Origin of the sequence: Glutamicibacter sp. B1 (assembly GCF_039602135.1) — a bacterium.
Classification (GTDB): domain Bacteria; phylum Actinomycetota; class Actinomycetes; order Actinomycetales; family Micrococcaceae; genus Glutamicibacter; species Glutamicibacter ectropisis.
In genome coordinates this window covers 1-20796 of record NZ_CP125942.1, presented here as the reverse complement: position 1 = coordinate 20796, position 20796 = coordinate 1, and the positions used below count along the sequence as shown (strand labels likewise).

Annotated in this window: 21 protein-coding genes, 3 tRNA genes and 1 riboswitch; of the genes, 4 read left to right on the top strand and 20 right to left on the bottom strand. The window is 54.3% G+C overall.

Annotation, left to right across the window (positions count from 1 at the left end; translation table 11 throughout):
* From QMQ05_RS00115 to QMQ05_RS00105, 3 genes are read right to left on the bottom strand one after another with little or no spacing between them, the layout of a single operon-like run.
* The gene (locus tag QMQ05_RS00115) at positions 1 to 645 is read right to left on the bottom strand and encodes an anthranilate synthase component II (protein WP_345471994.1); all 645 of its coding nucleotides are present in this window, start codon (positions 643 to 645) and stop codon (positions 1 to 3) included.
* The gene (locus QMQ05_RS00110) at positions 642 to 812 is read right to left on the bottom strand and encodes a hypothetical protein (protein ID WP_345471992.1); all 171 of its coding nucleotides are present in this window, start codon (positions 810 to 812) and stop codon (positions 642 to 644) included. The genes QMQ05_RS00115 and QMQ05_RS00110 overlap by 4 nt, the downstream gene beginning before the upstream one ends.
* Before the next feature lie 9 nt (positions 813 to 821).
* Positions 822 to 1607, bottom strand: a complete 786-nt coding sequence (locus QMQ05_RS00105) for a class E sortase (RefSeq protein WP_345471990.1) — start codon at positions 1605 to 1607, stop codon at positions 822 to 824.
* Positions 1608 to 1829: 222 nt separating this feature from the next.
* Here QMQ05_RS00105 and QMQ05_RS00100 point away from each other — a divergent pair, with 222 nt between their 5' ends.
* Positions 1830 to 2087: a cell division protein CrgA gene (locus QMQ05_RS00100; protein WP_345471988.1), complete on the top strand. Its 258-nt coding sequence runs from the start codon at positions 1830 to 1832 to the stop codon at positions 2085 to 2087.
* A 52-nt stretch (positions 2088 to 2139) separates the two neighbouring features.
* Here the strand turns inward: QMQ05_RS00100 and QMQ05_RS00095 are convergent, their stop codons facing one another.
* Together QMQ05_RS00095 and QMQ05_RS00090 are read right to left on the bottom strand one after the other, a co-directional pair.
* The gene (locus QMQ05_RS00095) at positions 2140 to 2457 is read right to left on the bottom strand and encodes a DMT family transporter (RefSeq protein WP_345471986.1); all 318 of its coding nucleotides are present in this window, start codon (positions 2455 to 2457) and stop codon (positions 2140 to 2142) included.
* 14 nt (positions 2458 to 2471) lie between these two features.
* Positions 2472 to 2528, bottom strand: a riboswitch (guanidine-III (ykkC-III) riboswitch).
* A gap of 15 nt (positions 2529 to 2543) precedes the next feature.
* Entirely contained in the window at positions 2544 to 3428 is an 885-nt protein-coding gene (locus QMQ05_RS00090) for an ArgP/LysG family DNA-binding transcriptional regulator (RefSeq protein ID WP_345471984.1), read from the bottom strand.
* 70 nt (positions 3429 to 3498) lie between these two features.
* On the opposite strand from QMQ05_RS00090, the gene QMQ05_RS00085 reads away from it, so the two are divergent.
* Positions 3499 to 4116: a LysE/ArgO family amino acid transporter gene (locus tag QMQ05_RS00085; protein ID WP_345471982.1), complete on the top strand. Its 618-nt coding sequence runs from the start codon at positions 3499 to 3501 to the stop codon at positions 4114 to 4116.
* Between the two features lie 484 nt (positions 4117 to 4600).
* Here QMQ05_RS00085 and QMQ05_RS00080 read toward each other — a convergent pair whose 3' ends face one another.
* Both QMQ05_RS00080 and QMQ05_RS00075 read right to left on the bottom strand, forming a co-directional pair.
* Positions 4601 to 5335, bottom strand: a complete 735-nt coding sequence (locus QMQ05_RS00080; RefSeq protein ID WP_345471980.1) for a rhomboid family intramembrane serine protease — start codon at positions 5333 to 5335, stop codon at positions 4601 to 4603.
* Positions 5336 to 5553: 218 nt separating this feature from the next.
* The gene (locus QMQ05_RS00075; RefSeq protein WP_022874483.1) at positions 5554 to 6099 is read right to left on the bottom strand and encodes a peptidylprolyl isomerase; all 546 of its coding nucleotides are present in this window, start codon (positions 6097 to 6099) and stop codon (positions 5554 to 5556) included.
* Between the two features lie 170 nt (positions 6100 to 6269).
* On the opposite strand from QMQ05_RS00075, the gene QMQ05_RS00070 reads away from it, so the two are divergent.
* Positions 6270 to 6476, top strand: a complete 207-nt coding sequence (locus tag QMQ05_RS00070; RefSeq protein WP_058256597.1) for a hypothetical protein — start codon at positions 6270 to 6272, stop codon at positions 6474 to 6476.
* Between the two features lie 7 nt (positions 6477 to 6483).
* Here the strand turns inward: QMQ05_RS00070 and QMQ05_RS00065 are convergent, their stop codons facing one another.
* The gene (locus QMQ05_RS00065; protein ID WP_345471976.1) at positions 6484 to 7353 is read right to left on the bottom strand and encodes a DMT family transporter; all 870 of its coding nucleotides are present in this window, start codon (positions 7351 to 7353) and stop codon (positions 6484 to 6486) included.
* A gap of 131 nt (positions 7354 to 7484) precedes the next feature.
* Positions 7485 to 8456, bottom strand: a complete 972-nt coding sequence (locus QMQ05_RS00060) for a bile acid:sodium symporter family protein (RefSeq protein WP_345471974.1) — start codon at positions 8454 to 8456, stop codon at positions 7485 to 7487.
* 111 nt (positions 8457 to 8567) lie between these two features.
* On the opposite strand from QMQ05_RS00060, the gene QMQ05_RS00055 reads away from it, so the two are divergent.
* Positions 8568 to 9710 carry a glycosyltransferase family 4 protein gene (locus QMQ05_RS00055; RefSeq protein WP_345471972.1) on the top strand — a complete coding sequence of 381 codons (1143 nt, stop codon included), beginning with the start codon at positions 8568 to 8570 and terminating at the stop codon, positions 9708 to 9710.
* 66 nt (positions 9711 to 9776) lie between these two features.
* On the opposite strand, the gene QMQ05_RS00050 is transcribed toward QMQ05_RS00055, so the two are convergent.
* The 11 genes from QMQ05_RS00050 to dnaA form a co-directional block, all read right to left on the bottom strand.
* A tRNA-Ala gene (locus QMQ05_RS00050) sits at positions 9777 to 9849 on the bottom strand.
* Positions 9850 to 9941: 92 nt separating this feature from the next.
* A tRNA-Ala gene (locus tag QMQ05_RS00045) sits at positions 9942 to 10014 on the bottom strand.
* Between the two features lie 7 nt (positions 10015 to 10021).
* On the bottom strand, positions 10022 to 10141 hold the full coding sequence (locus tag QMQ05_RS16930; protein WP_022874488.1) for a DLW-39 family protein: 120 nt from the start codon (positions 10139 to 10141) through the stop codon (positions 10022 to 10024).
* 30 nt (positions 10142 to 10171) lie between these two features.
* Positions 10172 to 10245, bottom strand: a tRNA-Ile gene (locus tag QMQ05_RS00040).
* Between the two features lie 120 nt (positions 10246 to 10365).
* A complete protein-coding gene (locus QMQ05_RS00035) occupies positions 10366 to 10965 on the bottom strand; it encodes a DUF3566 domain-containing protein (RefSeq protein ID WP_334121275.1) in 600 nt (199 codons plus the stop codon).
* The gene (gene gyrA, locus QMQ05_RS00030; RefSeq protein WP_434063159.1) at positions 10962 to 13589 is read right to left on the bottom strand and encodes a DNA gyrase subunit A; all 2628 of its coding nucleotides are present in this window, start codon (positions 13587 to 13589) and stop codon (positions 10962 to 10964) included. Before gyrA ends, QMQ05_RS00035 begins: the two co-directional genes overlap by 4 nt.
* A 54-nt stretch (positions 13590 to 13643) precedes the next feature.
* Positions 13644 to 15647, bottom strand: coding sequence for a DNA topoisomerase (ATP-hydrolyzing) subunit B (gyrB, locus tag QMQ05_RS00025; protein ID WP_345474802.1), 2004 nt, complete (start codon positions 15645 to 15647; stop codon positions 13644 to 13646).
* A gap of 344 nt (positions 15648 to 15991) precedes the next feature.
* Complete coding sequence (locus QMQ05_RS00020) at positions 15992 to 16549, bottom strand: DUF721 domain-containing protein (protein ID WP_345471969.1); 558 nt, start codon at positions 16547 to 16549, stop codon at positions 15992 to 15994.
* On the bottom strand, positions 16542 to 17705 hold the full coding sequence (recF, locus tag QMQ05_RS00015) for a DNA replication/repair protein RecF (protein WP_345471967.1): 1164 nt from the start codon (positions 17703 to 17705) through the stop codon (positions 16542 to 16544). The genes QMQ05_RS00020 and recF overlap by 8 nt, the downstream gene beginning before the upstream one ends.
* Before the next feature lie 57 nt (positions 17706 to 17762).
* Positions 17763 to 18890, bottom strand: a complete 1128-nt coding sequence (gene dnaN / locus QMQ05_RS00010; protein WP_334121277.1) for a DNA polymerase III subunit beta — start codon at positions 18888 to 18890, stop codon at positions 17763 to 17765.
* Positions 18891 to 19359: 469 nt separating this feature from the next.
* Positions 19360 to 20796 carry a chromosomal replication initiator protein DnaA gene (gene dnaA, locus QMQ05_RS00005; protein ID WP_334121278.1) on the bottom strand — a complete coding sequence of 479 codons (1437 nt, stop codon included), beginning with the start codon at positions 20794 to 20796 and terminating at the stop codon, positions 19360 to 19362.

Below are 20796 nucleotides of genomic sequence, written 5' to 3'. Positions count from 1 at the left end.
TTATTCGCCGCTAAAGAGTGGGCTCAGGGTGGCAGCCTTATCGGCTGCCCCCTTCAGTCCTAAGAATTCCAACCAGTTGCCGAGCATCTGGTATCCCTGTTCGGTCAGTACCGACTCAGGGTGGTACTGCAGGCCCCAGAGTGGAGCTTCTCGGTGGGCCAGTGCCATGATGACTCCCCCAGCGGTCTGAGCAATGATTTCTAGCTCTTCTGGGATGGTTTCTCGCACCGCGGCCAAGGAATGGTAACGAGTTGCCGTGAACGGATTGGCAACGTTTCTAAATACTGGATGGTTATCATGGCTAACCAACGAGGTTTTGCCGTGCATCAGTTCTTCGGCGTGGGTTACCGTTCCCCCATAGGCCTCTGCCAATGCCTGATGGCCTAGGCAGACACCCAACATTGGTTTGTATTGCTGACCGCACCACTTGATCAGATCAATGCTGACTCCGGCACCGGCAGGATCACCTGGGCCCGGAGAAATCAGTACGCCATCGTAATTGGCAGCCAGCTCAATAGCTTCTTGAACGCTTAAGTCATCGTTGCGGTGAACGGTGGTTTCGGCGCCAAGCTCCTGTAGGTAGCCTACAAGGGTGTAGACAAAGCTATCGTAATTGTCGATGACTAAAATCTTGGTGCTGCTCACGAGGTACTCTGGCCAATCGTTGAATCGGTAAAGGGGCTGATGTACTGGTTCAGCCATGGAAAAACGTACACCATCAGTAATAGCACGATGGCGGCAATGAGAATCAATGCTTCAATAATGCGAAACCACACGGGTCCAGGAAGGTTTCGGAAAATCCAAGCGTACATTTATTCTTCCTAACTCGTTGCGTCGATAACCATGTCACGGATTTCCTTTGGTGGGCCTGCATCGAGAGGCCGCCAATCCGTCAACTCGGAGTACGCGATCATTCGCTGTTGAGTTGTGTATTTAGGGTGGCAGGTGGTCATCGTCAAGATCGACTTTGTTGGCTCCACTCCCCACTGATGCGGGGTTGGCAAGAGGACGTCTCCGTTGGATGGATCAACAATTTCCGTGGCATACCAGGTGTAGGTGTAATAGCCTTCGGAAGTCTGCAGATAAATCTTGTCGCCCTTTTGAAGCTTGTCGATATCCCAGAAGACTTGGCCGTGGGTCTGACGGTGAGCTGCGACTGCAAAGTTTCCTAGTTCCCCAGGCTGCTGAGTTGTGGGGTAATGTCCGATACCCAAATTATCGATGACGTTGTCTCCAACGCCGTTAGTTACGGGGTGGTGTGATCCGTGAGCGCCAAAGCGCGGGAAGTACATAATTCCGAAGGTCTCCCCCGGCCCAATTTTCGTCACTGGAGCTGGACCATAATCCTTATTGTCATCTTCAGCTGCCGAATCATCAGATTCATCCGGGATGACTACATCGCCCAATTCTTGCACCAGGCTTTGGGTTGCCTGTTTTTGAGCTTGGGCGGAATCGATGTTGGTCCACCAGAGTTCCCACGCTACGTAGAGCATCAAGATGATGCCCAGGGTAATGAACAGCTCGCCAAAAAATCCTACGACAATATTGCCCGCAGACCGGGGTCGACGGTCGATGCGGCGACCTTGCACTGTGGCGGATCGATTCACAGTTCTTGGGCTCCTTAGTCATTCGCCATTTAACGTTCTGTTAGTCAACGCGTTCTGATGCAAGCCAAAACGCCGGAGTTTTCACGGGTTGCGACTAGTATGGAAGCTACGTAGGAATGCAGAAAGCAGTTCTCAGCATTCTTGTACCCAAGCCTACCGGGAAGACGTTAAATGTCTCCCACATTTACTATATTAAGCAGATGAAGCCGAGGGAGCATTCGAGTGCCGGAGTCAAAACCACGACGCAAGAAATCAGCGCAGGCCCAAGCCGAGCGACAAAGCGCTCACGCTATTGATAAGCCAATGCCGGGTTGGTACAAGCCGGTCATGTTTGGCCTCATGCTCCTGGGGCTACTGTGGATCATCGTCTACTACCTTTCCCAGACACTATTCCCCATCCCCAACATTGGTGGTTGGAATATTGTGATTGGTTTTGGCATCGCGATGGTCGGGTTCTTCATGACCACAGGCTGGAAATAGAACTTCGCCGGTCCCCTTGGAGGGACCGGCGAAGTCTGTTTAACGGTACTTTCTAGTGGCTAACGGCCTTAAGTCCAATGATGCAGCCAATCAGCCCCAGGATTAACGCCATCTTCAGAACAGAGAATGCTTCCTGACCGGTGATCATGGAATAGATCACCGCCAGTGAGGCACCTACCCCTACCCAAACCGCGTAGGCAGTACCCACCGGTAGTTCTTTCATTGCGAAAGCCAAGCCCGCCATTGAGACAATCAAGCCGGCAAAGAAGATGATGGTGGGGACAACTTTCGAGAATCCTTCGCTTGCCCCAAGTGCGATGGCCCAAACAGCCTCAAAAACACCAGAAATAATCAGTACGGTCCAATGCATGCCAGATTTCCTTCTCTGGCCGTCTTGTCGCGCTCCGGGTACGGCTCCCTCGTCCGGGCTTCAGGCATTCGTGGCCTGTAACAGGATCAGGCTATCAAATGAAGGCCGCTTTGACGGGCTGCTGTGACCAATATGCTATCGATCTTATTGAGGATGCTGGAGTCAACAGCCCAACGCTGTAGGTACAAGGGAACATCTGCAAACCATTGTTCGTGTAAAATTTCGAGCTTCTTGGCCTGCACTAGCTGTATTTCTGGAATCATCCCCCAGCCCATGCCAGCTTCTATGGCACTGACGTATTTGAGAGAGTCTGGGATGTGATGAACCGCGGCCGTTGGTCGACTACCGGTGCCAGCCAGCCGCTCGAGCATGTCATATTGAAGCGGATCTTCGCGATCAAAAACCACCATCGGAGTCCGTACCAGTTCCTCTGGACTCCATTGCTGCAAGTATCGGCTGATAATACGCGGTGAGGCAGCTGCCCGATACCGCATAGCGCCGAGCTTCTTACTGGTACATCCCTGCAAGGCTTCGGCTGTTGCCGTCACAACTGCACTGACTCGACCGGTGCGCAGCAGTTCCAATCCCCTATTTTCGTCGGTGCGAATAATTTCGACCGATAGGTTCTCGATCTCTGACAGCTGTTCAAAGACCGGCCCAAACCAGGTCGAAAGGGAGTCGGAGTTAACCCCTAACGCGATGGACTGTGGTTTATCTGCTGAAAGTTCACGAGCAAATTCTGTGCTGAGCAACGACATTTGTCGGGCGTAACGCAGTACTTTATATCCCTGTTCGGTGGGGACGACCGGGCGGCTTCGGACGACTAGAATCGCGCCCAGTCGGTTTTCGAGTGCTTTGATTCGCTGGCTTACGGCCGAGGGCGTGATTCCTAGATCTATCGAGGCATCATCAAAGCTCCCGGCATCAACAACAGCTAGGAGGGTCTCGAGGTGTTCTACATCGATGTTCACATTAGGAACTCTAATCTAGATCCAGAAAGTTAAGTTCGACTAAGAAAGATTCTTCTCATACGGTTTTCTCATGACCGTTGCACCTTTATTTTTAGGCTTTACCACCGGACTTTCGCTGATCGTGGCGATCGGTGCTCAGAATGCCTTCGTTCTGCGCCAAGGAATCAGAAGAGAACACGTTTTCGTTACCGCTCTTGTTTGCTTTCTCTCCGATGCTGTCCTGATTTTCGCCGGTGTTAGCGGCATGGGTATTCTTGTTGAACGCGTTCCGTGGCTGCTGGTTGCTGCGAGACTCGGAGGTTTCCTATTTCTGGCGACCTACGCCGTGTTTGCTTTCCGTAGGGCGATCAAACCTGACTCACTCAAGTTCTCTGGGGCCAACCAGAAGACAGGCGTGCTGGCGGTTATCTTAACGACGCTTGCACTCACTTGGCTGAATCCACACGTTTATATAGACACTATGCTGTTGTTGGGCTCAGTTGCCGTTTCCCAGGGGGCAGGTGCGAAGTGGTTCGCTCTCGGCGCCGTCGTTGCGAGCTTTATTTGGTTTTTTGCGTTGGCCTACGCCGCCCGTTTCCTCGCCCCGCTCTTCGCTAAGCCAAAAGCGTGGCAGGTTCTCGATTTGATCATTGGTCTACTGATGTCGTTCTTTGCAATCTTGCTTATCTGGCCAGTTTTCACCATGTAATCCACAGCTACAGCGGCTTATCCACAGAAGATGTGTACAACTTTTACAAACAGTTGTTCACAAAGTTATCCACAGGTGGGGACATTGACGAGGGTGTTGCGTAGATTTTGCCAACATTCCTTGTCATCGACTGTTTACTGTACCCAAATCACATGCATGTAAGTTATTAACACTGTGGATTTCACTTGTGGATAAGAGGTTTATATCCAAATCATCCTCATGTTCACTGTCGTCGGTTAAATTTTCGAATCCGCAGTTATTAACAAGTTGGCTGTTCGTATATGCACTGTCTACAGGGATTGTTTAAAAGTTATCCACAGATGGGGACAAAGTTGTGAGTATTGAGCATTCCATGCAGAAAACCCCTGATTTCTAGGGAAACCAGGGGTGTTAATATCTCCACGCTCCCGCAAGTTACACGCATGTAAGTTATTAACAGTGTGGATAATCTGTGTGGATAACGGTTTGGAGCGTATTCGAATGACTAGCCGGTGTACTTGACTGCCTCCATGGCAAAGTACAACGCACCTACGAGGAGAACTGACAGGGCAGTAAGAAGAAGCAACTGCGTCTTGGCTCGTTGTGGATTACTTCGTGGAATCAGCACGATGCAGCATGCAGCGAGAATTCCGGTGATTGCGCCGCCTAAGTGACCCTGCCAAGAGATTCCCGAAACAACAAAGCCAAGGACAACGTTCAAAGCCAGAATGATACCCATTTGGCGTAGCGCCTGCTTGTTAGAGCGGAAGACGACAAAGGTGGCAAGGAAGAGCCCTGCCAAAGCTCCGGAGGCGCCCAAAGTAGCGCTCAACGGTGCGCTGAGCAATAAGATGCCCAGTGAGCCACCAAAAGCACTCAGAAGGTACAACCACGTGAAACGTAGTCTGCCCAGTTTTGGCTCGAGTAGCGTGCCAAAAATGTAGATGCCGTACATGTTCATGGCTAGGTGCAGGAATGAACTTGTGGAGTGTGCAAACGCGCTAGTAATCAGTCGCCAAGGTTCATAAGCTGCAATGGCTGGTGCCAGAACCAGTGAATTGGTGAATCCAGGGATTATCCACTGCAAAAGATAGACGAATACGTTCAGTGCGATGACCACATAGGTCACCAACGGGGCTCCTGCGCGAAGCCTGCCACCAAATTCGGTCTTTTGCGTTGGGATACTTCTATTGGCCTGGGCAACACATTCAACGCACTGCACTCCCACCGGAGCTGACACCTGGCATTGAGGACAGATCGGGCGTTCACATCGGTGACACGAAATGTACGACACGGTATCTGGGTGTCGGTAACACGTCGGTGCTGCTTGGCCCTGTGGGTTTATCTGCCCGTAGGACATCGGTACCTGCCTTTTGTAGTGGGAGAGTGCTTAAAGCTTGAGACCCCGACAACACCACTGAGTGGATCGTCGGGGTCTCGTGAAATGGCGTCGACTATTTACAAGGTCTCGATATCGACCGAGTTGATAACGACGTCTTCCAGTGGCTTATCGCGACCATCGGTGGCTACAGCGTTCAATGCGTCGACTACCTTGCGGGAATCTGCATCGACAACTTCGCCGAAGATGGTGTGCTTGCCCTGCAACCAGGTGGTTGGGACGGTGGTGATGAAGAACTGCGAACCGTTGGTTCCACGGCCCATGCGGATACCCGCGTTAGCCATAGCCAACTTGTAAGGCTCGTTGAAGTTCAGTTCTGGGTGGATCTCATCATCGAACTGGTAGCCTGGGCCGCCGAAGCCCTGGCCCAGTGGGTCGCCACCCTGAATCATGAAGTCAGAGATGATGCGGTGGAAGATGGTTCCGCTGTACAGCGGAGTGTTGGTCTTCTTGTCACCGGACTCTGGGTGTACCCACTCCTGCTCACCGGTCGACAGGCCAACGAAGTTCTTTACGGTCTTAGGTGCGTGGTTGCCGAAGAGATCGACAACGATATCGCCCAAAGTAGTGTGAATCGTGGCTTTATGAGTTGCGTTTGCGGTCATGCCTACATTCTTCCATGATCAGGGCGTGACCCGCTAAAAACTGACGTACGCGTTGAGTGAAAATTTGGAACAATCTCTGGTGGCTTCCCGACAAACACTGGTCTGCGACACGGTAACTGCATAGGCTTGAGATGTCGGATAGCAGATCCTCTTTCAGTCTGGAGCAATGCATGAGCAAGAAGAGCAAAGTGGGAAAAGTACTAGCCGTAGGCTTGATTGCCGGAATTGTCGCGCTGTTGGTAGCAGTTTGGAAGGCTTCAAAACCCGTTGAAGACCCCTGGGAAAACGAAGCTACTGCCACGCAACCACAACAGCCGGTAGCCTCTCGCGAAGCAAGCGTAGAAGAGATTCGCGAAATCATCGAAGATGACAAATAACCTCTAGTTATTCACGAGCTTTCGGTTGGGCTTGTCCTCGTATCACGAGGGCAAGCCCAACGAGTATCACCACAAGGCCAATGTAAGTAGACGCTGAAACTACCTGTCCCAAGAACAATGCTGCAAGTAATGCGGCTCCCGGGATTTCCAAGAGGATCAGCGTGGAAACCGTCAGCGGTCCCAGCAGATTCAGTAAATGATTCATTGCGGTATGACCAAATATTTGTGCGCAGAGGGTCAGTAGGATAATTCCCCACCAACCTGTTGCGTCGAATCCCCATATGGGCATGCCCGTGGCAAGGCAGAGGATCAGCAAGACGACCGCGGTAATTGCATAGCAGCTCGAGGCATAAGTTGCCGTGGTCATCGTCTGCCGAGCTACTGAGCCAGCCAGCGTGTACACCGCTGCCAGCACGCCGCCGGCCAGTGCTAGCAGGTCGCCGAGGAGCGCTTCTGAACTCAATCCCATGTCGAATCCGGTAATGAGGATTGCTCCACCAAGCGAGATGGCCATGCCAAAGAAAACTGGAGTTCGGTATTGAACGCCACGAACGACCTGGAACACAGCAATCCAAACGCCCTGGATACATACAAGAGCCGTTCCGGCTGCAACGCTAGTCAGTCGCATTGAGTACATGAAACAAACAAAATGCAGAGCCAAAGCAATGCCGGCGATGCCTGTAAAAATCCACTCGCGTTTGGTCATCGAGAGGTAGGCTCTCGGGTTTTTCCGAAGTGCCGGAACACTCAATACGGCAGCTGCGGCACCGTTGCGCCAGAACGCCATTGATAAGACTGGAACTCCAGGAAACGCAGCAATGATGGGGCCGGAAGCTGAGATGCCGATGATCCCGACCAGAGCTAGCAATAACGTCACAGACTCAGATTACCTGTGGATGCGACCAGGTACATCTCACCGACTCCAGATGCATGTCCTGCGGGGGAGTTCTTGGAAGGATCATAATATTCCATAAGGGGAATATTACTAATCTTTCCTTCAGTCACAGATCATTCAGCCTTTTTCCTACGCCAATAAGCGGCAACCATCGCACCGGACAAGTTATGCCACACGGAGAATACGGCTGCAGGCAAAGCTGCCTCAGGGCTGAAGTACTGTTTTGCTAGACCGCCAGCCAGTCCAGAATTCTGCATTCCAACTTCAATAGCCATGGTTCGTCGGGCATCGTCTGGCACACGTAAGAGCACACCAGCTCCATACCCGAGCAATAGGCCCAGTCCATTGTGGAGAATCACCGCGACGAGGACCAGAAGACCGGCGCTCAAAATCGCTTGTGCGCTGCCGGCGATAATAATCGTCACCACGAAGGTAATAGCCAGAACCGAAACCCAGGGAAGCAGTGCGTTCACCTTGAGCACCAGCGAGTTGAGAAGCATGCGAAGCACTAGTCCCAGAACCACAGGGATCAAAACAATCTGAACCACGCTAACAGCCATGGAACCTGCATCAACTGGCATGTACTGGCCAGCCAACCACAGAGCCAATAGAGGAGTGAGCACCGGTGCAATCAATGTGGAAACCGAGGTCATGGCCACCGACAAGGCGACGTTACCTCGAGCCAAATAGGAGACGACGTTCGATGCCGTTCCGCCCGGGGCGCAGCCAACCAAAATTAAGCCTGCAGCCAAGGCTGGTTCAAGGTGCAGCACCGTAGCGACAAGCCAACCCATGGCGGGCATGATGACAAACTGAGCAACAACGCCACCGAGTACGGGCAGTGGATTCTTAAAAATTAGTGCAAAGTCCGGCAAGGTTAAGGTGAGCCCCATGCAGAACATGATCACCATCAACAGGGGATTGATCCATCCAGTTAGGCCGAGGAAGGCTTGCGGGAACAACATGCCGCATAGCCCGCCGAGAAGGATCAACGCTGGGAAGAGTAGTACGGCAATGCGTGAGTCTTTTTCAATCTTTGCGGTGTCCGCGTCTTCGCGTACCTCGCCGGAATTTTCGTTAAACACCTACGGTATCTTGCCACCAATGCTGGTTTGGCAAAAATGGGAAGACAGAAGTTAATGAACTGACCCAGTCATATTTACTTGCTTGTTACTGTTGATCCTCATGCTGAAAGTGTGAAGGTTGCTATCGTTGCTGAATCGTTCCTGCCCCACTTCAATGGGGTTACCAACTCTATTCTCAAGACGCTGGACCACTTAGCGCTCACCGGTCACGACGCGGTGGTCATTACGCCAGCAGGTTCTTTGGCTGGCGAATTGACGGGGCATGGTGTGCCTCGACAGTACAAAGGTTTCGCGATCCGTACTGTGCCCTCAATGCCCCTAGCAAGCTATCCGGAAGTCCGGGTAGCAACCACTAGTGTTAGCCGAATCCGCAAGATTCTCGCCCGTGAACGGGTGGATGTCGTCCATTTGGCCAGCCCGTTTATCCTGGGTTGGCAAGGATTGCGTGCTGCCCAAGAACTGAACCTACCTACGGTGGCGCTATACCAAACTGAAGTTCCAAGTTATGCAGAGCGATACAAGATGCCTTGGCTTACTCAGCGCCTGTGGGACCACGTTCGTGCCATCCACACTGCAGCAGATTTGTCGCTGGTCCCTAGTACTTTCTCTTATCGCCAGTTGCAGGACCTGGGTATTGACCGTTTGAAGATCTCAGGCAGGGGAGTGGACACCGAACAGTTCACCCCGCGTCGGCGAAGTGAACAGTTCCGACAGGCCGTGGCACCCAATGGTGAGGTAATCATCGGCTACGTAGGACGCCTTGCCGCCGAGAAGCAGGTAGCTGATCTCAAGGCCTTAGCGGATCTGAAGAACACCAGACTGGTTATCGTTGGTTCTGGGCCGTTAGAAAGCGAACTGCGGGCTTTGCTTCCCGCTGCGCACTTCACCGGTTTCCTTTCGGGTGAACGTTTGGCAGAGGTTATGGCTTCCATGGATGTCTTTGTCCACCCTGGATCTTCGGAGACGTTCTGCCAGACGATTCAGGAAGCCATGGCCTGTTCGGTTCCCGTGGTCGCTGTCGGTCGCGGCGGGCCATTGGACCTGGTGGATTCTTCGCGTACCGGATGGCTCTATCAGCCCGGAAACCTTAATGAACTTCGCAACCGGGTCAGTGACCTAGTTTACGACGATGCCAAACGCCTGGCATTTGCCAGCGCCGCTTTGACTAGTGTTCAGGACCGATCATGGTTCAGTATCGGTGAACAGCTACTCGATCATTACCGTCAGGTGCGGATGGCACGCGTCAGTCGCTAATCCACAGCGGCATTAAGCCGAAGAATGAGAAAGGACGGAAAGCAAGTGCTTTCCATCCTTTTCTTGTGGAGCCTAGGAGAATCGAACTCCTGACATTCTGCTTGCAAAGCAGACGCTCTACCAACTGAGCTAAGGCCCCGTATTTAGTTTTGGTGTTTCCACCGATTGATCCATGACGAACCAATCAAAAAGAATTAGCGGAAAGCTGATGCTTTCCGCCAGTCTTTTTTGTGGAGCCTAGGAGAATCGAACTCCTGACATTCTGCTTGCAAAGCAGACGCTCTACCAACTGAGCTAAGGCCCCAAAAGCTTTAGGAAACTTTATCGGCTACCTGATGCCAGGTTTCCTTTGTTTCCGAAGAAGCCTTCGCTTTCTTGACCAAGACTACCGCAGCAGTCGCAATCGTTGCGAGAACTAGGAACTTTTTCATTTTCCCTCTTTCTCTCCAGCAAGGTTTCCGTGGGCGTACCAAGACTTGAACTTGGGACCTCTTCGTTATCAGCGAAGCGCTCTAACCGCCTGAGCTATACGCCCTTGCTTTTGTTTGTTCCCTTTGGAACGAAATAAAACTCTACCGGGGATTTCCAGAAGATACAAATCGAGCCCGGGTGTCATGCATCACAGCATGAAACCCGGGCTCGACTAGGGGTGTTTCTAGTCGTCGGTGAGCGTGACTCCGACGCCACCTACGAGCGAGGCAGCAATGTTGTACAACACTGCACCCAGCATCGAGACGATAGAAATGACCACAACGTTCACCACAGCGATGATCGTTGCATAGGAAGCCACCTGTCCCAGAGACATCGTCTGGCGCAGATCGAAGCCACCTTCAGCCATGGCGTCTTGAATCAGCTGGTTGAATGCGTCGAACGTACCCATCAGGTCCAACAGGGCCCAGATACCGACGGCAGCGACCACGGTGATGACACCGAAAGCAACCGAAAGCAGGAAGGCCAACTTCAGGACCGAGAATGGCTCAACCTTGGATACCAGCAGGCGAGCCTTGCGGACCTTAGCCTTGGGAGCCGGACGAACCAGTCGTTCTTGGCCGTTAGCTGGACGCTGGGCGCCGGTAGGCCGCTGGCCTGCCGGGCGGGCACCTGCAGGCCGAGCCTGACCGGCAGCTGGCCTAGCACCTGCGGCAGCTGGGCGGCTACCGGTGCCGGTTGGTGCCGGACGCTTTACCTGGGTAGGTCGCGGCGCTTCGCTCTTCGGGGCACTGCCGCTGGGGCGTGGCGTCGAGGGCGTGCTCATGCGTTACCTCCGTTAGTGGTGTCATCTTCCTGGACGTCCGATTCGTTTTCCGGCGCGGTGGATGACTGATCGATCGTGTTTTCTGCGTCCAACGTTACGGCATCTTCCTCCAAGTTCTCTTCGAGCTGCGTCTCCGAGTTCTTGGCTACCGCAATAATGTGGTCCTTCTTATCCGGCTTAGCGAAGATAACACCCATGGTGTCACGCCCCTTGGCAGGAACCTGTGCGGCGGCCGAGCGGACAACCTTGCCCGAGCCCATCACCACGAGCACCTCGTCACTCTCGTCGACGATCATTGCGCCGACCAATTCGCCACGTTCTTCATTGAGCTTAGCTACCTTAATTCCCAAGCCACCGCGGGATTGTACGCGGTACTCGGCAACGTCGGTGCGCTTGGCATAACCCTCGTTGGTCACGGTAAAGACGAAGGAATCCTCGCGGACCACATCAGCAGCCAGCAGCTCGTCACCTTCGCGGAACTTCATACCGGTGACACCACTGGTGGCTCGACCCATTGGACGCAGGGCGGTATCGGTCGCGGTGAAGCGCACCGATTGACCCTTGCGCGAGACGAGCATCACATCATCAGATTCACTGACTAGCTGCGCGGAGACCAATTCATCGTCCTCACGCAGGTTGATAGCGATCACACCGGCGGTACGGTTCGTGTCGTAATCTTCCAGGCGGGTCTTCTTCACCAGACCATTACGGGTGGCCAACATCAGGTAGGCCGCGTCTTGGTAGGTGCGCAGATCCAGTACCTGTGCGATGTGCTCATCAGGCTGGAAGGCCATCACATTGGCCACGTGCTGACCCTTGGCGTCACGACCGGCCTCGGCCAGTTCATAGCACTTGGTGCGGTACACGCGACCGTGGTTGGTGAAGAACAGTAGCCAGTTGTGGGTTGAGGTCACGAAGAAGTGCTCCACCACATCGTCCCCGCGTAGGTTGGCACCCTTGATGCCCTTACCGCCACGGGCCTGCGAACGGTAGTTATCAATACGGGTGCGCTTCACGTAGCCACCACGGGTGATGGTGACAACCATTTCCTCTTCAGGAATCAGGTCTTCCACGCTCATGTCGCCGTCGTAACCCATCAGGACCTTGGTTCGGCGGTCATCGCCGTGCTTATCCACGATCTCACCGAGTTCTTCGGAGACGATCTCACGCTGGCGGGCAGGGGAGGCGATGATGGCTTGGAATTCGGCGATCATCCGCTCGAGCTCTGCGTGGCGGTCCTGGATCTTCTGACGTTCCAGGGCAGCCAGACGACGCAGCTGCATGTCGAGGATGGCGCGAGCCTGGTCCTCATCGATGCTCAGCAGTTCCATCAGCCCATCGCGCGCCGCTTCGGTGGTGGCCGAACGGCGAATCAGGGCGATGACCTCGTCGAGAGCATCTAGGGCCTTGAGCAGACCGCGCAGGATGTGGGCCTCTTCTTCGGCCTTCTTCAAACGGAATTGGGTGCGGCGAACGATCACTTCGATCTGGTGGGTGACCCAGTGGCGGATGAACCCATCCAGTGGCAGGGTACGTGGCACCCCGTCAACGATGGCCAGCATATTGGCCGAGAAGTTCGACTGCAGTTCGGTGTGCTTGTACAGATTGTTCAGCACGACCTTGGCCACGGCGTCGCGCTTGAGCACGATCACCAGGCGCTGGCCGGTGCGGCCCGAGGTCTCATCGCGCATATCGGCGATGCCAGCGATCTTGCCGTCACGAACCAGTTCGGCGATCTTCACCGCAAGGTTATCCGGGTTGGCCATGTACGGCAGTTCGGTGACCACCAGGCAGGTGCGACCCTGGATTTCTTCCACGTTGACGACCGCGCGCATGGTGATCGAACCACGACCGGTGCGGTACGCATCGGAAATGCCCTTAGTGCCCAGAATCATCGCGCCGCTAGGGAAGTCCGGGCCCTTCACACGCAGCATCAGCTCGGCGAGCAGTTCCTCACGCGAGGCTTCAGGGTTCTGCAGGTACCACTGCACACCCTCGGCGACTTCGCGCAGGTTATGCGGCGGAATGTTGGTGGCCATACCCACGGCAATACCCGAGGAACCATTAACCAACAGGTTCGGGAATCGTGCCGGCAGAACCGTAGGTTCCTGGTTCTTACCGTCGTAGTTGTCCTGGAAATCAACGGTGTTTTCGTTGATGTCACGGACCATTTCCATGGCCAGTGGGGCCATCTTGGTTTCGGTGTAACGCTGGGCAGCAGCCCCATCGTTACCCGGGGAGCCAAAGTTACCCTGGCCCAGGGCCAGTGGGTAACGCATGACCCAGTCCTGAATCAGGCGGACCAACGCATCATAGATCGCGGTATCGCCGTGTGGGTGGTACTGACCCATGACTTCGCCGACGACGCGGGCGCACTTGTTGTACGCACGTTCCGGGCGGTAGCCACCGTCGTACATCGCGTAAAGCACGCGGCGGTGTACTGGTTTCAGACCATCGCGGACATCTGGCAGTGCACGGCCGACGATCACGGCCATCGCGTAGTCCAGGTAGGACCGTTGCATTTCGGTTTGCAGGTCGATCTGGTCGATGCGCCCGCCGTCATGGTTCGGCTCGATAACCTCGCCGTCCATAGGTTCGTCCTGTGGGGTTAGCTCGTCGCTCAATGTGTTCCCTTATAAGTCAAAAGTCTTCGGTGGATGATCTTTCGGCGGCGCCGCTTAGATATCCAGGAAGCGCACGTCCTTGGCGTTCTGCTGAATGAAGCTACGGCGGGACTCCACGTCCTCGCCCATCAGCACGGAGAAAACTTCGTCTGCGGCCGCGGCGTCATCCATGGTGACCTGACGCAGGGTGCGGAATTCGGGATCCATGGTGGTGTCCCACAGTTCCGAGTAGTCCATCTCGCCCAGACCCTTGTAACGCTGAATGCCGTTATCCTTCGGCAGACGCTTGTTAGCGGCCTGACCAGCCACCAGGGCATCGTCGCGTTCCTTATCGGAGAACACGTAGTCATGTGGGGCATTGGACCACTTGATGCGGTACAGCGGTGGGGCTGCTAGGAAGACATAACCGTGTTCGATCAGTGGACGCATGAAGCGGAAGATCAAGGTCAATAGCAAGGTGGTGATGTGCTGACCGTCAACGTCAGCATCGGCCATCAGCACGATCTTGTGATAACGAAGCTTGGCCATATCAAATTCTTCACCGATACCGGTGCCGAAGGCGGTGATCATGGCCTGCACTTCGGCATTGCCCAGCGCACGATCCAAGCGAGCGCGCTCAACGTTCAGGATCTTGCCGCGTAGTGGCAGAATGGCCTGGGTGTGTGGGTCACGTCCGCGCTTGGCCGAGCCGCCTGCGGAGTCACCCTCCACGATGAAGACCTCACACTCAACAGGGTTCTTCGAGGAGCAATCCGAAAGCTTGCCCGGCATGCCGAAGGATTCCATGGGCGACTTGCGGCGGGCATTATCGCGGGCCTTACGGGCAGCCATGCGAGCCTGGGAGGCCAGCTGGGCCTTGCGAATAATGTCGCGGGCTACGTTCGGGTTGCGTTCAAACCAGTCGCCCAGCTCTTCGTTCACCACACCCTGGACGAAGCCACGGGCGATCGAGTTACCCAGCTTGGTCTTGGTCTGGCCCTCAAACTGTGGTTCGGAGAGCTTCACCGAGATCACGGCGGTCAAACCTTCACGCGCATCTTCACCGGTGAGGTTGTCATCCTTTTCGCGCAGGATCTTGTTATCCCGGGCGTAACGGTTGAGCAGACCAGTCAACGCGGCGCGGAAACCTTCTTCGTGAGTACCACCCTCATGGGTGTTGATGGTGTTCGCGTAGGTGTGCACGGATTCGGCGTAGGCACTGGTCCACTGCATCGCGATTTCCACGCTGATGCCTCGAGCGGAATCTTCAGATTCGAAGGCGATGACTTCGTCGTGAACGAGTTCAACCTTCTTGGCAGCGTTCAGGTGCTTGACGTAGTCCAGCAGCCCGTCCTTGTACAGGTAGTCCACGGTACGTGGCTTGACTACCTCATTTTCGATCTCTTCTTCGACTTCAGCTTCCGGCTCCGCGTTGATGGGAGTGCGTTCGTCGGTCAAGGTGATGCGCAGACCCTTGTTCAAGAAGGCCATCTGCTGGAAGCGAGCACGCAGGGTCTCAAAGTCGAACTCGGTGGTCTCGAAAATTTCGGGATCCGGGTAGAAGGTCTGGCTGGTACCGGTGCGCTCGGTTTCTTCACCCTGGGTCAGCGGGCTGGTGGTGACACCGCCGTTGCCGAAGCTGATGCGCCATGCGTGGCCCTGGCGGCGAACGATGGTGTCCACCTTGCGCGATAGCGCGTTAACCACGGAAATACCGACACCGTGCAGGCCACCGGAAACCGCGTAGCCGCCACCGCCGAACTTACCGCCGGCGTGCAGGATGGTCATGACTACCTCAACGGTAGGCTTGCCCTCGGTGGGGTGGATATCCACGGGGATGCCGCGACCATTGTCTTCACAACGCACGCCACCATCGGCCTGCAGGGTGACGTTAATGGTGTCGCAGTATCCCGCCAATGCTTCATCGACGGAGTTATCGACAACTTCATAAACCAAGTGGTGAAGGCCGCGAGGGCCGGTGGAACCGATGTACATGCCCGGGCGTTTACGTACCGCTTCGAGTCCTTCGAGGACGGTAATATCCTGGGCGCCATAGGTATGTTCGACTTTGGAAGTCATCGATTCCGCGGGAACCTGGCTTTCTGCCGGCTCCTGCGGTGAAGCATTTTCAGTAGACACGGGTGCTACGAACTCCTCGAATTTAGCGCGCGGTCGCCGTTGGCACTCCGTGGAGTATCTCTAGCGACCATGGTCTGGAGGGACATCGCCACAGGGCAAAACCTGCAGCGGTGCCTTTTCACTACGTCTAATTCTACCGCGTAGAGCAAAATATTCCGTGCTTCTGTGGCCTAAATCAGCCACATAAAGCTAGTAATTGACCATCTAAGGCAGTTGCGGAGCTCAAGTGAGGGGGGATCCACCCTCCGGGTCCGTTAGCGCGCCATATGCCGTATCAGCAATTTTTATCCGTAGGTATCCCGAGGACCTCGACCAGCCACCGATCGCATCCCGTGACGCCAGGACGGGGCGTTTGGACCCAGGACCCTAATTACGGTCACGATTCCCGGGCCCAACTCAGCATCAAACTTTTTCAACAACTGGTGGCTGAGTAGGCGTAACTGTGTCGCCCATGAGGTTGAATCGCAGCGTACAATCACCACCGTATCTTCAAAAGATTCTGGTTTGCAGTGCGCCGCAATGTCTTCTCCGACCAGCTCATTCCAGCGGCCGAGCACCGATCCGACCGCCACTTGGGTGTTCCAGCCGCGGGCCTTCGATAGACGAGCGACAACTTCACCAATGGCTCGTGGATCTCGAATGGCTCCAGGTGCGGCCGCTGATCTTTGCTCCATAAATCCGCGTCGAGCGGCCTGGCGTTTGCGAACTTTTTCCATGCGGGCGGCATCAACACGGCGTTCCCCACGCTCTTCCGCGAGCTTGCGCATGCGGTTAAGCAATGCCTTGGCAGCGTCGATTTCTGGATCAAAACGATGTTCGTCTCGTTCTTCAGGCTCACGCATCGACGACCTGGCCAGGGGATACCTGGAAGAAATGTCCCTTCAGTGCTTCGGGAACATCTTCCACGACGGCGGCGGTGACTAGAACCTGTTCGGCGCCGGCAACAATATGCGCCAAGCGGTCTCTGCGCGTGGCATCAAGCTCAGCAAAAACATCATCCAAGATCAGGATCGGTCCCGATCCTGGGCGAGGATCATCATCGCCAAAGACACGGTAGGCGGCAAGACGCAGCGCCAAGGCAAAAGACCACGTTTCCCCATGCGAGGCGTAACCCTTGGCCGGGGTTGGCCCCAAAATCAAAGCCAGATCATCACGATGTGGGCCAAATAGTGAAATACCCCGGTCAAGTTCGCGACTACGGTTGGCCTCAATGGCATCCAGAAGTAGGTTCTGAATTTCTTCTTGGCTTAGATCCTCTAGTGCGGAAGGCGCAGCACCGTTTTCGTCCGTCTCAGTTTCCAGTGATGAGCGGTAAATAGCTTTGGCGTCCTTGGCCCCATCTGCAAGATCAGCATAAGCAGCCTGCATATATGGCCTGATCAGCATGAGCACATCGAGTCGCCCACGGATCAATCGCGCGCCACAGCTGGCCAGTTGAAGGTCCCAAGCTTTGAGTGTGTTCTCCTGCGAGGTATTCAGCTTAGATTTGCCGCGCACCGACTTAAGCAGCGCGTTGCGCTGTTTCACAATTCGTTCGTAGTCGTTTTTTGTGCCAGCTTCTACCGGACGCAAGGCTACGAGAAGTTCGTCAAGGAATTTGCGTCGATGCGAAGGCTCACCCTTGACCAAAGCTAAGTCTTCCGGGGCAAAGAGGACCGTACGGACCATGCCAAGGATTTCGCGGGCACGGACCGGATTGGCACGGTTGATTCGAGCGCGGTTGAGCTTACCGATAGTGATCTCAACTTCTAAGGTCGTCTTTTGATTTCCGCGGTGCAAGGTGCCACGGATAAGAGCGCGCTCAGCACCAAAATTGAGCAGGGGAGCATCGTTACTGACCCGGTGAGAAGCCAAATTGGCTAGATAGCCAATGGATTCAACGATGTTGGTCTTGCCGACACCGTTAGGACCGATCAGCACGTTGATGCCTGGAGCTAGGTGCACGTCGGCCTGCGCATACGAGCGGAAGCTCGTGAGGGAAAGCTGCGATATATACACCGAGGTCCTGACAGAAACGAGGTGGTGGATGAAAAATTCATCCACCACGCATGGGGTTTAGTTCGAGTTTGGCAAACGTACCGGCATGACGAGGTAGCGGTACTGATCCTGGTCTTCTTCATCCAGTTGCTTCTGACCGGTAAGCATTGCCGGCTTTGGCGCACTGGTGAATGAGAAACGCACGAAGTCGGTAGTGAATGAGTTCAAACCCTCCGAAAGGAAGGTTGGGTTGAAAGCAACCACAATATCTTCACCGCGCAGCGAAGCAACGATGGCTTCTTCAGCCTGAGCATCTTCGCCAGTGCCTGCATCCAAAGTCAACTGACCATCGGTGAAGGCCATGCGAACTGGGGTGTTTCGTTCAGCAACAACCGATACACGACGTACAGCTTCCATCAGTTCGCTGGTACGAACGGTCGCGTGGATGGGGGTATCGCTTGGGAAGAGCGAGCGAATCTTGGGGTATTCGCCATTAATCAGCAATGAGGTGGTGCGGCGGTTCGAGCTTTCGAAGCCAACCATGTCGCCCTTCTCGCTGATGGCTAGCTTCAATTCGCCCGCACCAGAAAGGGTCTTAGCCACTTCACTCAGGGTCTTGGCCTTGATCAAGAAGGAAGTAGAAATCTCTGAAGTGTTAGGCGTCCAGTTCAATTCACGCAGTGCCAAACGGTAACGGTCCGTAGCCAAGAACGTGATCAGGTCATTTTCAATTTCGACCTTGATACCGGTAAGCACTGGAAGGGTGTCGTCCTTGGAGGCAGCAACGATAACCTGCGAGACGGCAGCGGAGAATGCCTGGCCGTCAATGGTGCCTGCGATTGCAGGTAGCTCTGGCAATGTTGGGTATTCATCAACTGGCATGGTGGCCAGATGGAAGCGTGAGCGGCCACAGGTGAGTGAAATCTTTGAGCCGTCGGTTTCCAAAGTCACAGTGGAATTTGGAAGTGAACGGGTGATCTCAGCCAGAAGTTTGCCTGAGACCAGAATTGATCCTTGCTCGGAAATGTCCGCAGGGATCTCAATATGCGAGGAAATCTCGTAATCAAAACCCTCGAGGCGAACTATGCCTTCATGGGTGGTGATCAAAATACCAGCCAGTACTGGTGAGGGTGGGCGTTGTGCCAAGGACCGGGCGGTCCAGGATACGGCTTCTGCCAATACATCCTTTTCAACGCTGAACTTCACGAAAAATCCGCCTTTCGGACACCCTTGAGTCTTAAGTCAGGCCAAGAAGGTTGTTCCCTCGCCAAGTTCTTAAGCATAGAGCAGGTAGTTGCACGTTCTCTCCATTTTAATCTTGCCACGTCCTGTCGATGCAAAGTCAGTCTTCAATCTCATCTGTTGATGAGAGTCCGAAGGACAAGATTTGAACAGGTTTGGCTCGAGGGTCAGGAGTGGACTCGTTATTTGGATGAATAAGGGTTTAAAGGAGAAGTGTTAATAACCCTTGTTGATACTGTGGATAAACGCTAAATGCCTAGATCTGACGGCGATTGTGCATGTGAACAATCTGTGGTTGAACGTGACACTGAGTTCCAAGGTCTTGTTGAAACTCAGTTCCACGATTTTTAACGTCCACACGGCGACCTACTCTTATCCGCAGGTAGTCACCAGATCATCCACAGATTTATCCACACCTGTGGTTTCTTGCTTTTTAGTGTTCTCGCTGGCTCTGCTTAATGCGGTTTGTAAGCTCAGTGACTTGGTTAAAGATGGCTCGGCGTTCGGCCATGAGCTCTCGAATCTTGCGATCCGCGTGAATCACGGTGGTGTGATCGCGTCCGCCTAGCTCGGCACCAATCTTCGGCAGAGACATGTCGGTAAGCTCACGCAGCAGGTACATCGCGATCTGGCGGGCCGTGACCAAAGTTCGAGTTCTTGACTTGCTATTCAGCTCATCAATGGTCAGCCCAAAGTACTCGGCTGTTTGCTTGATGATGGTCGATGGCGTGATTTCCTGGGCACCGTCTTCGCTGATCAAGTCTTTGAGGACGGTTTCGGCCAGAGCAAGATCAACCGGCTGATTATTCAACGAAGCAAAAGCGGTGACGCGAATCAACGCGCCCTCGAGTTCGCGAATGTTGGTGGAAATGCGTGAAGCGATGTACTCCATCACGTCGCCTGGAGCAGAAAGATTTTCTGCGTCTGCTTTTTTACGCAGAATCGCAATACGAGTTTCGAGCTCTGGCGGCTGAATGTCGGTGAGCAGACCCCACTCGAAGCGCGAACGCATACGGTCTTCGAAACCCTGCAGCTGTTTTGGAGGAAGGTCAGAAGTGATTACAACTTGCTTGTTGTGGTTATGCAACGCATTGAAGGTATGGAAGAACTCTTCTTGCGTCGCGTCCTTATTAGCCAAGAACTGGATATCGTCGATGAGAAGAATATCGACGTTGCGGTAGGTCTGCTTGAAGCTGGCACCTTCGTCATCACGAATCGAGTTGATGAAGTCGTTGGTGAACTCTTCTGAATTTACATAGCGAACGCGGATGCCTTTATACAGGTGTCGCGCGTAATGACCGATGGCATGTAGCAAGTGGGTCTTGCCCAGACCAGAATCACCGTAAATGAACAATGGGTTATAGGCCTTTGCCGGCGCTTCAGCTACGGCGACCGCTGCTGCGTGAGCGAAACGGTTTGAGGAGCCGATCACGAAAGTGTCGAAAATGTACTTTGGATTCAGCCGGCCAAACTCTTGAGAATTCGAAGGCGGAGTAGGCTGCGGGGCCGGCTGAGGACGCGGACCAGGGGTTTCAGTAACTGCAGGAGCAGCAGGCGCTGGCGTGCCGGCTTCAGGAGCTTCTTCTTCAGTTTCGTCTGAGAGTGAGAGATCTACGCTGACGGCACAGCGAATATCATCCTGGAATACTTCGCGTAATGCCTCATCCAGCGGTTCACGCAACTGAGTCTGCAAAATGTCGCGGGTCAGGTCATTGGGGACTGCGACCAGCAGAGTTGTACCGATCAGGCCCTGAGGCTTGGCCAAGGATACGAAGGCACGGTAGCGCGCCTTAACTCGATCATCGTCCTCGATCTTGCGAATTACCTGACGCCAGGAGCTACCAATGCTATTGGTCTCGTCGCTGCTCAC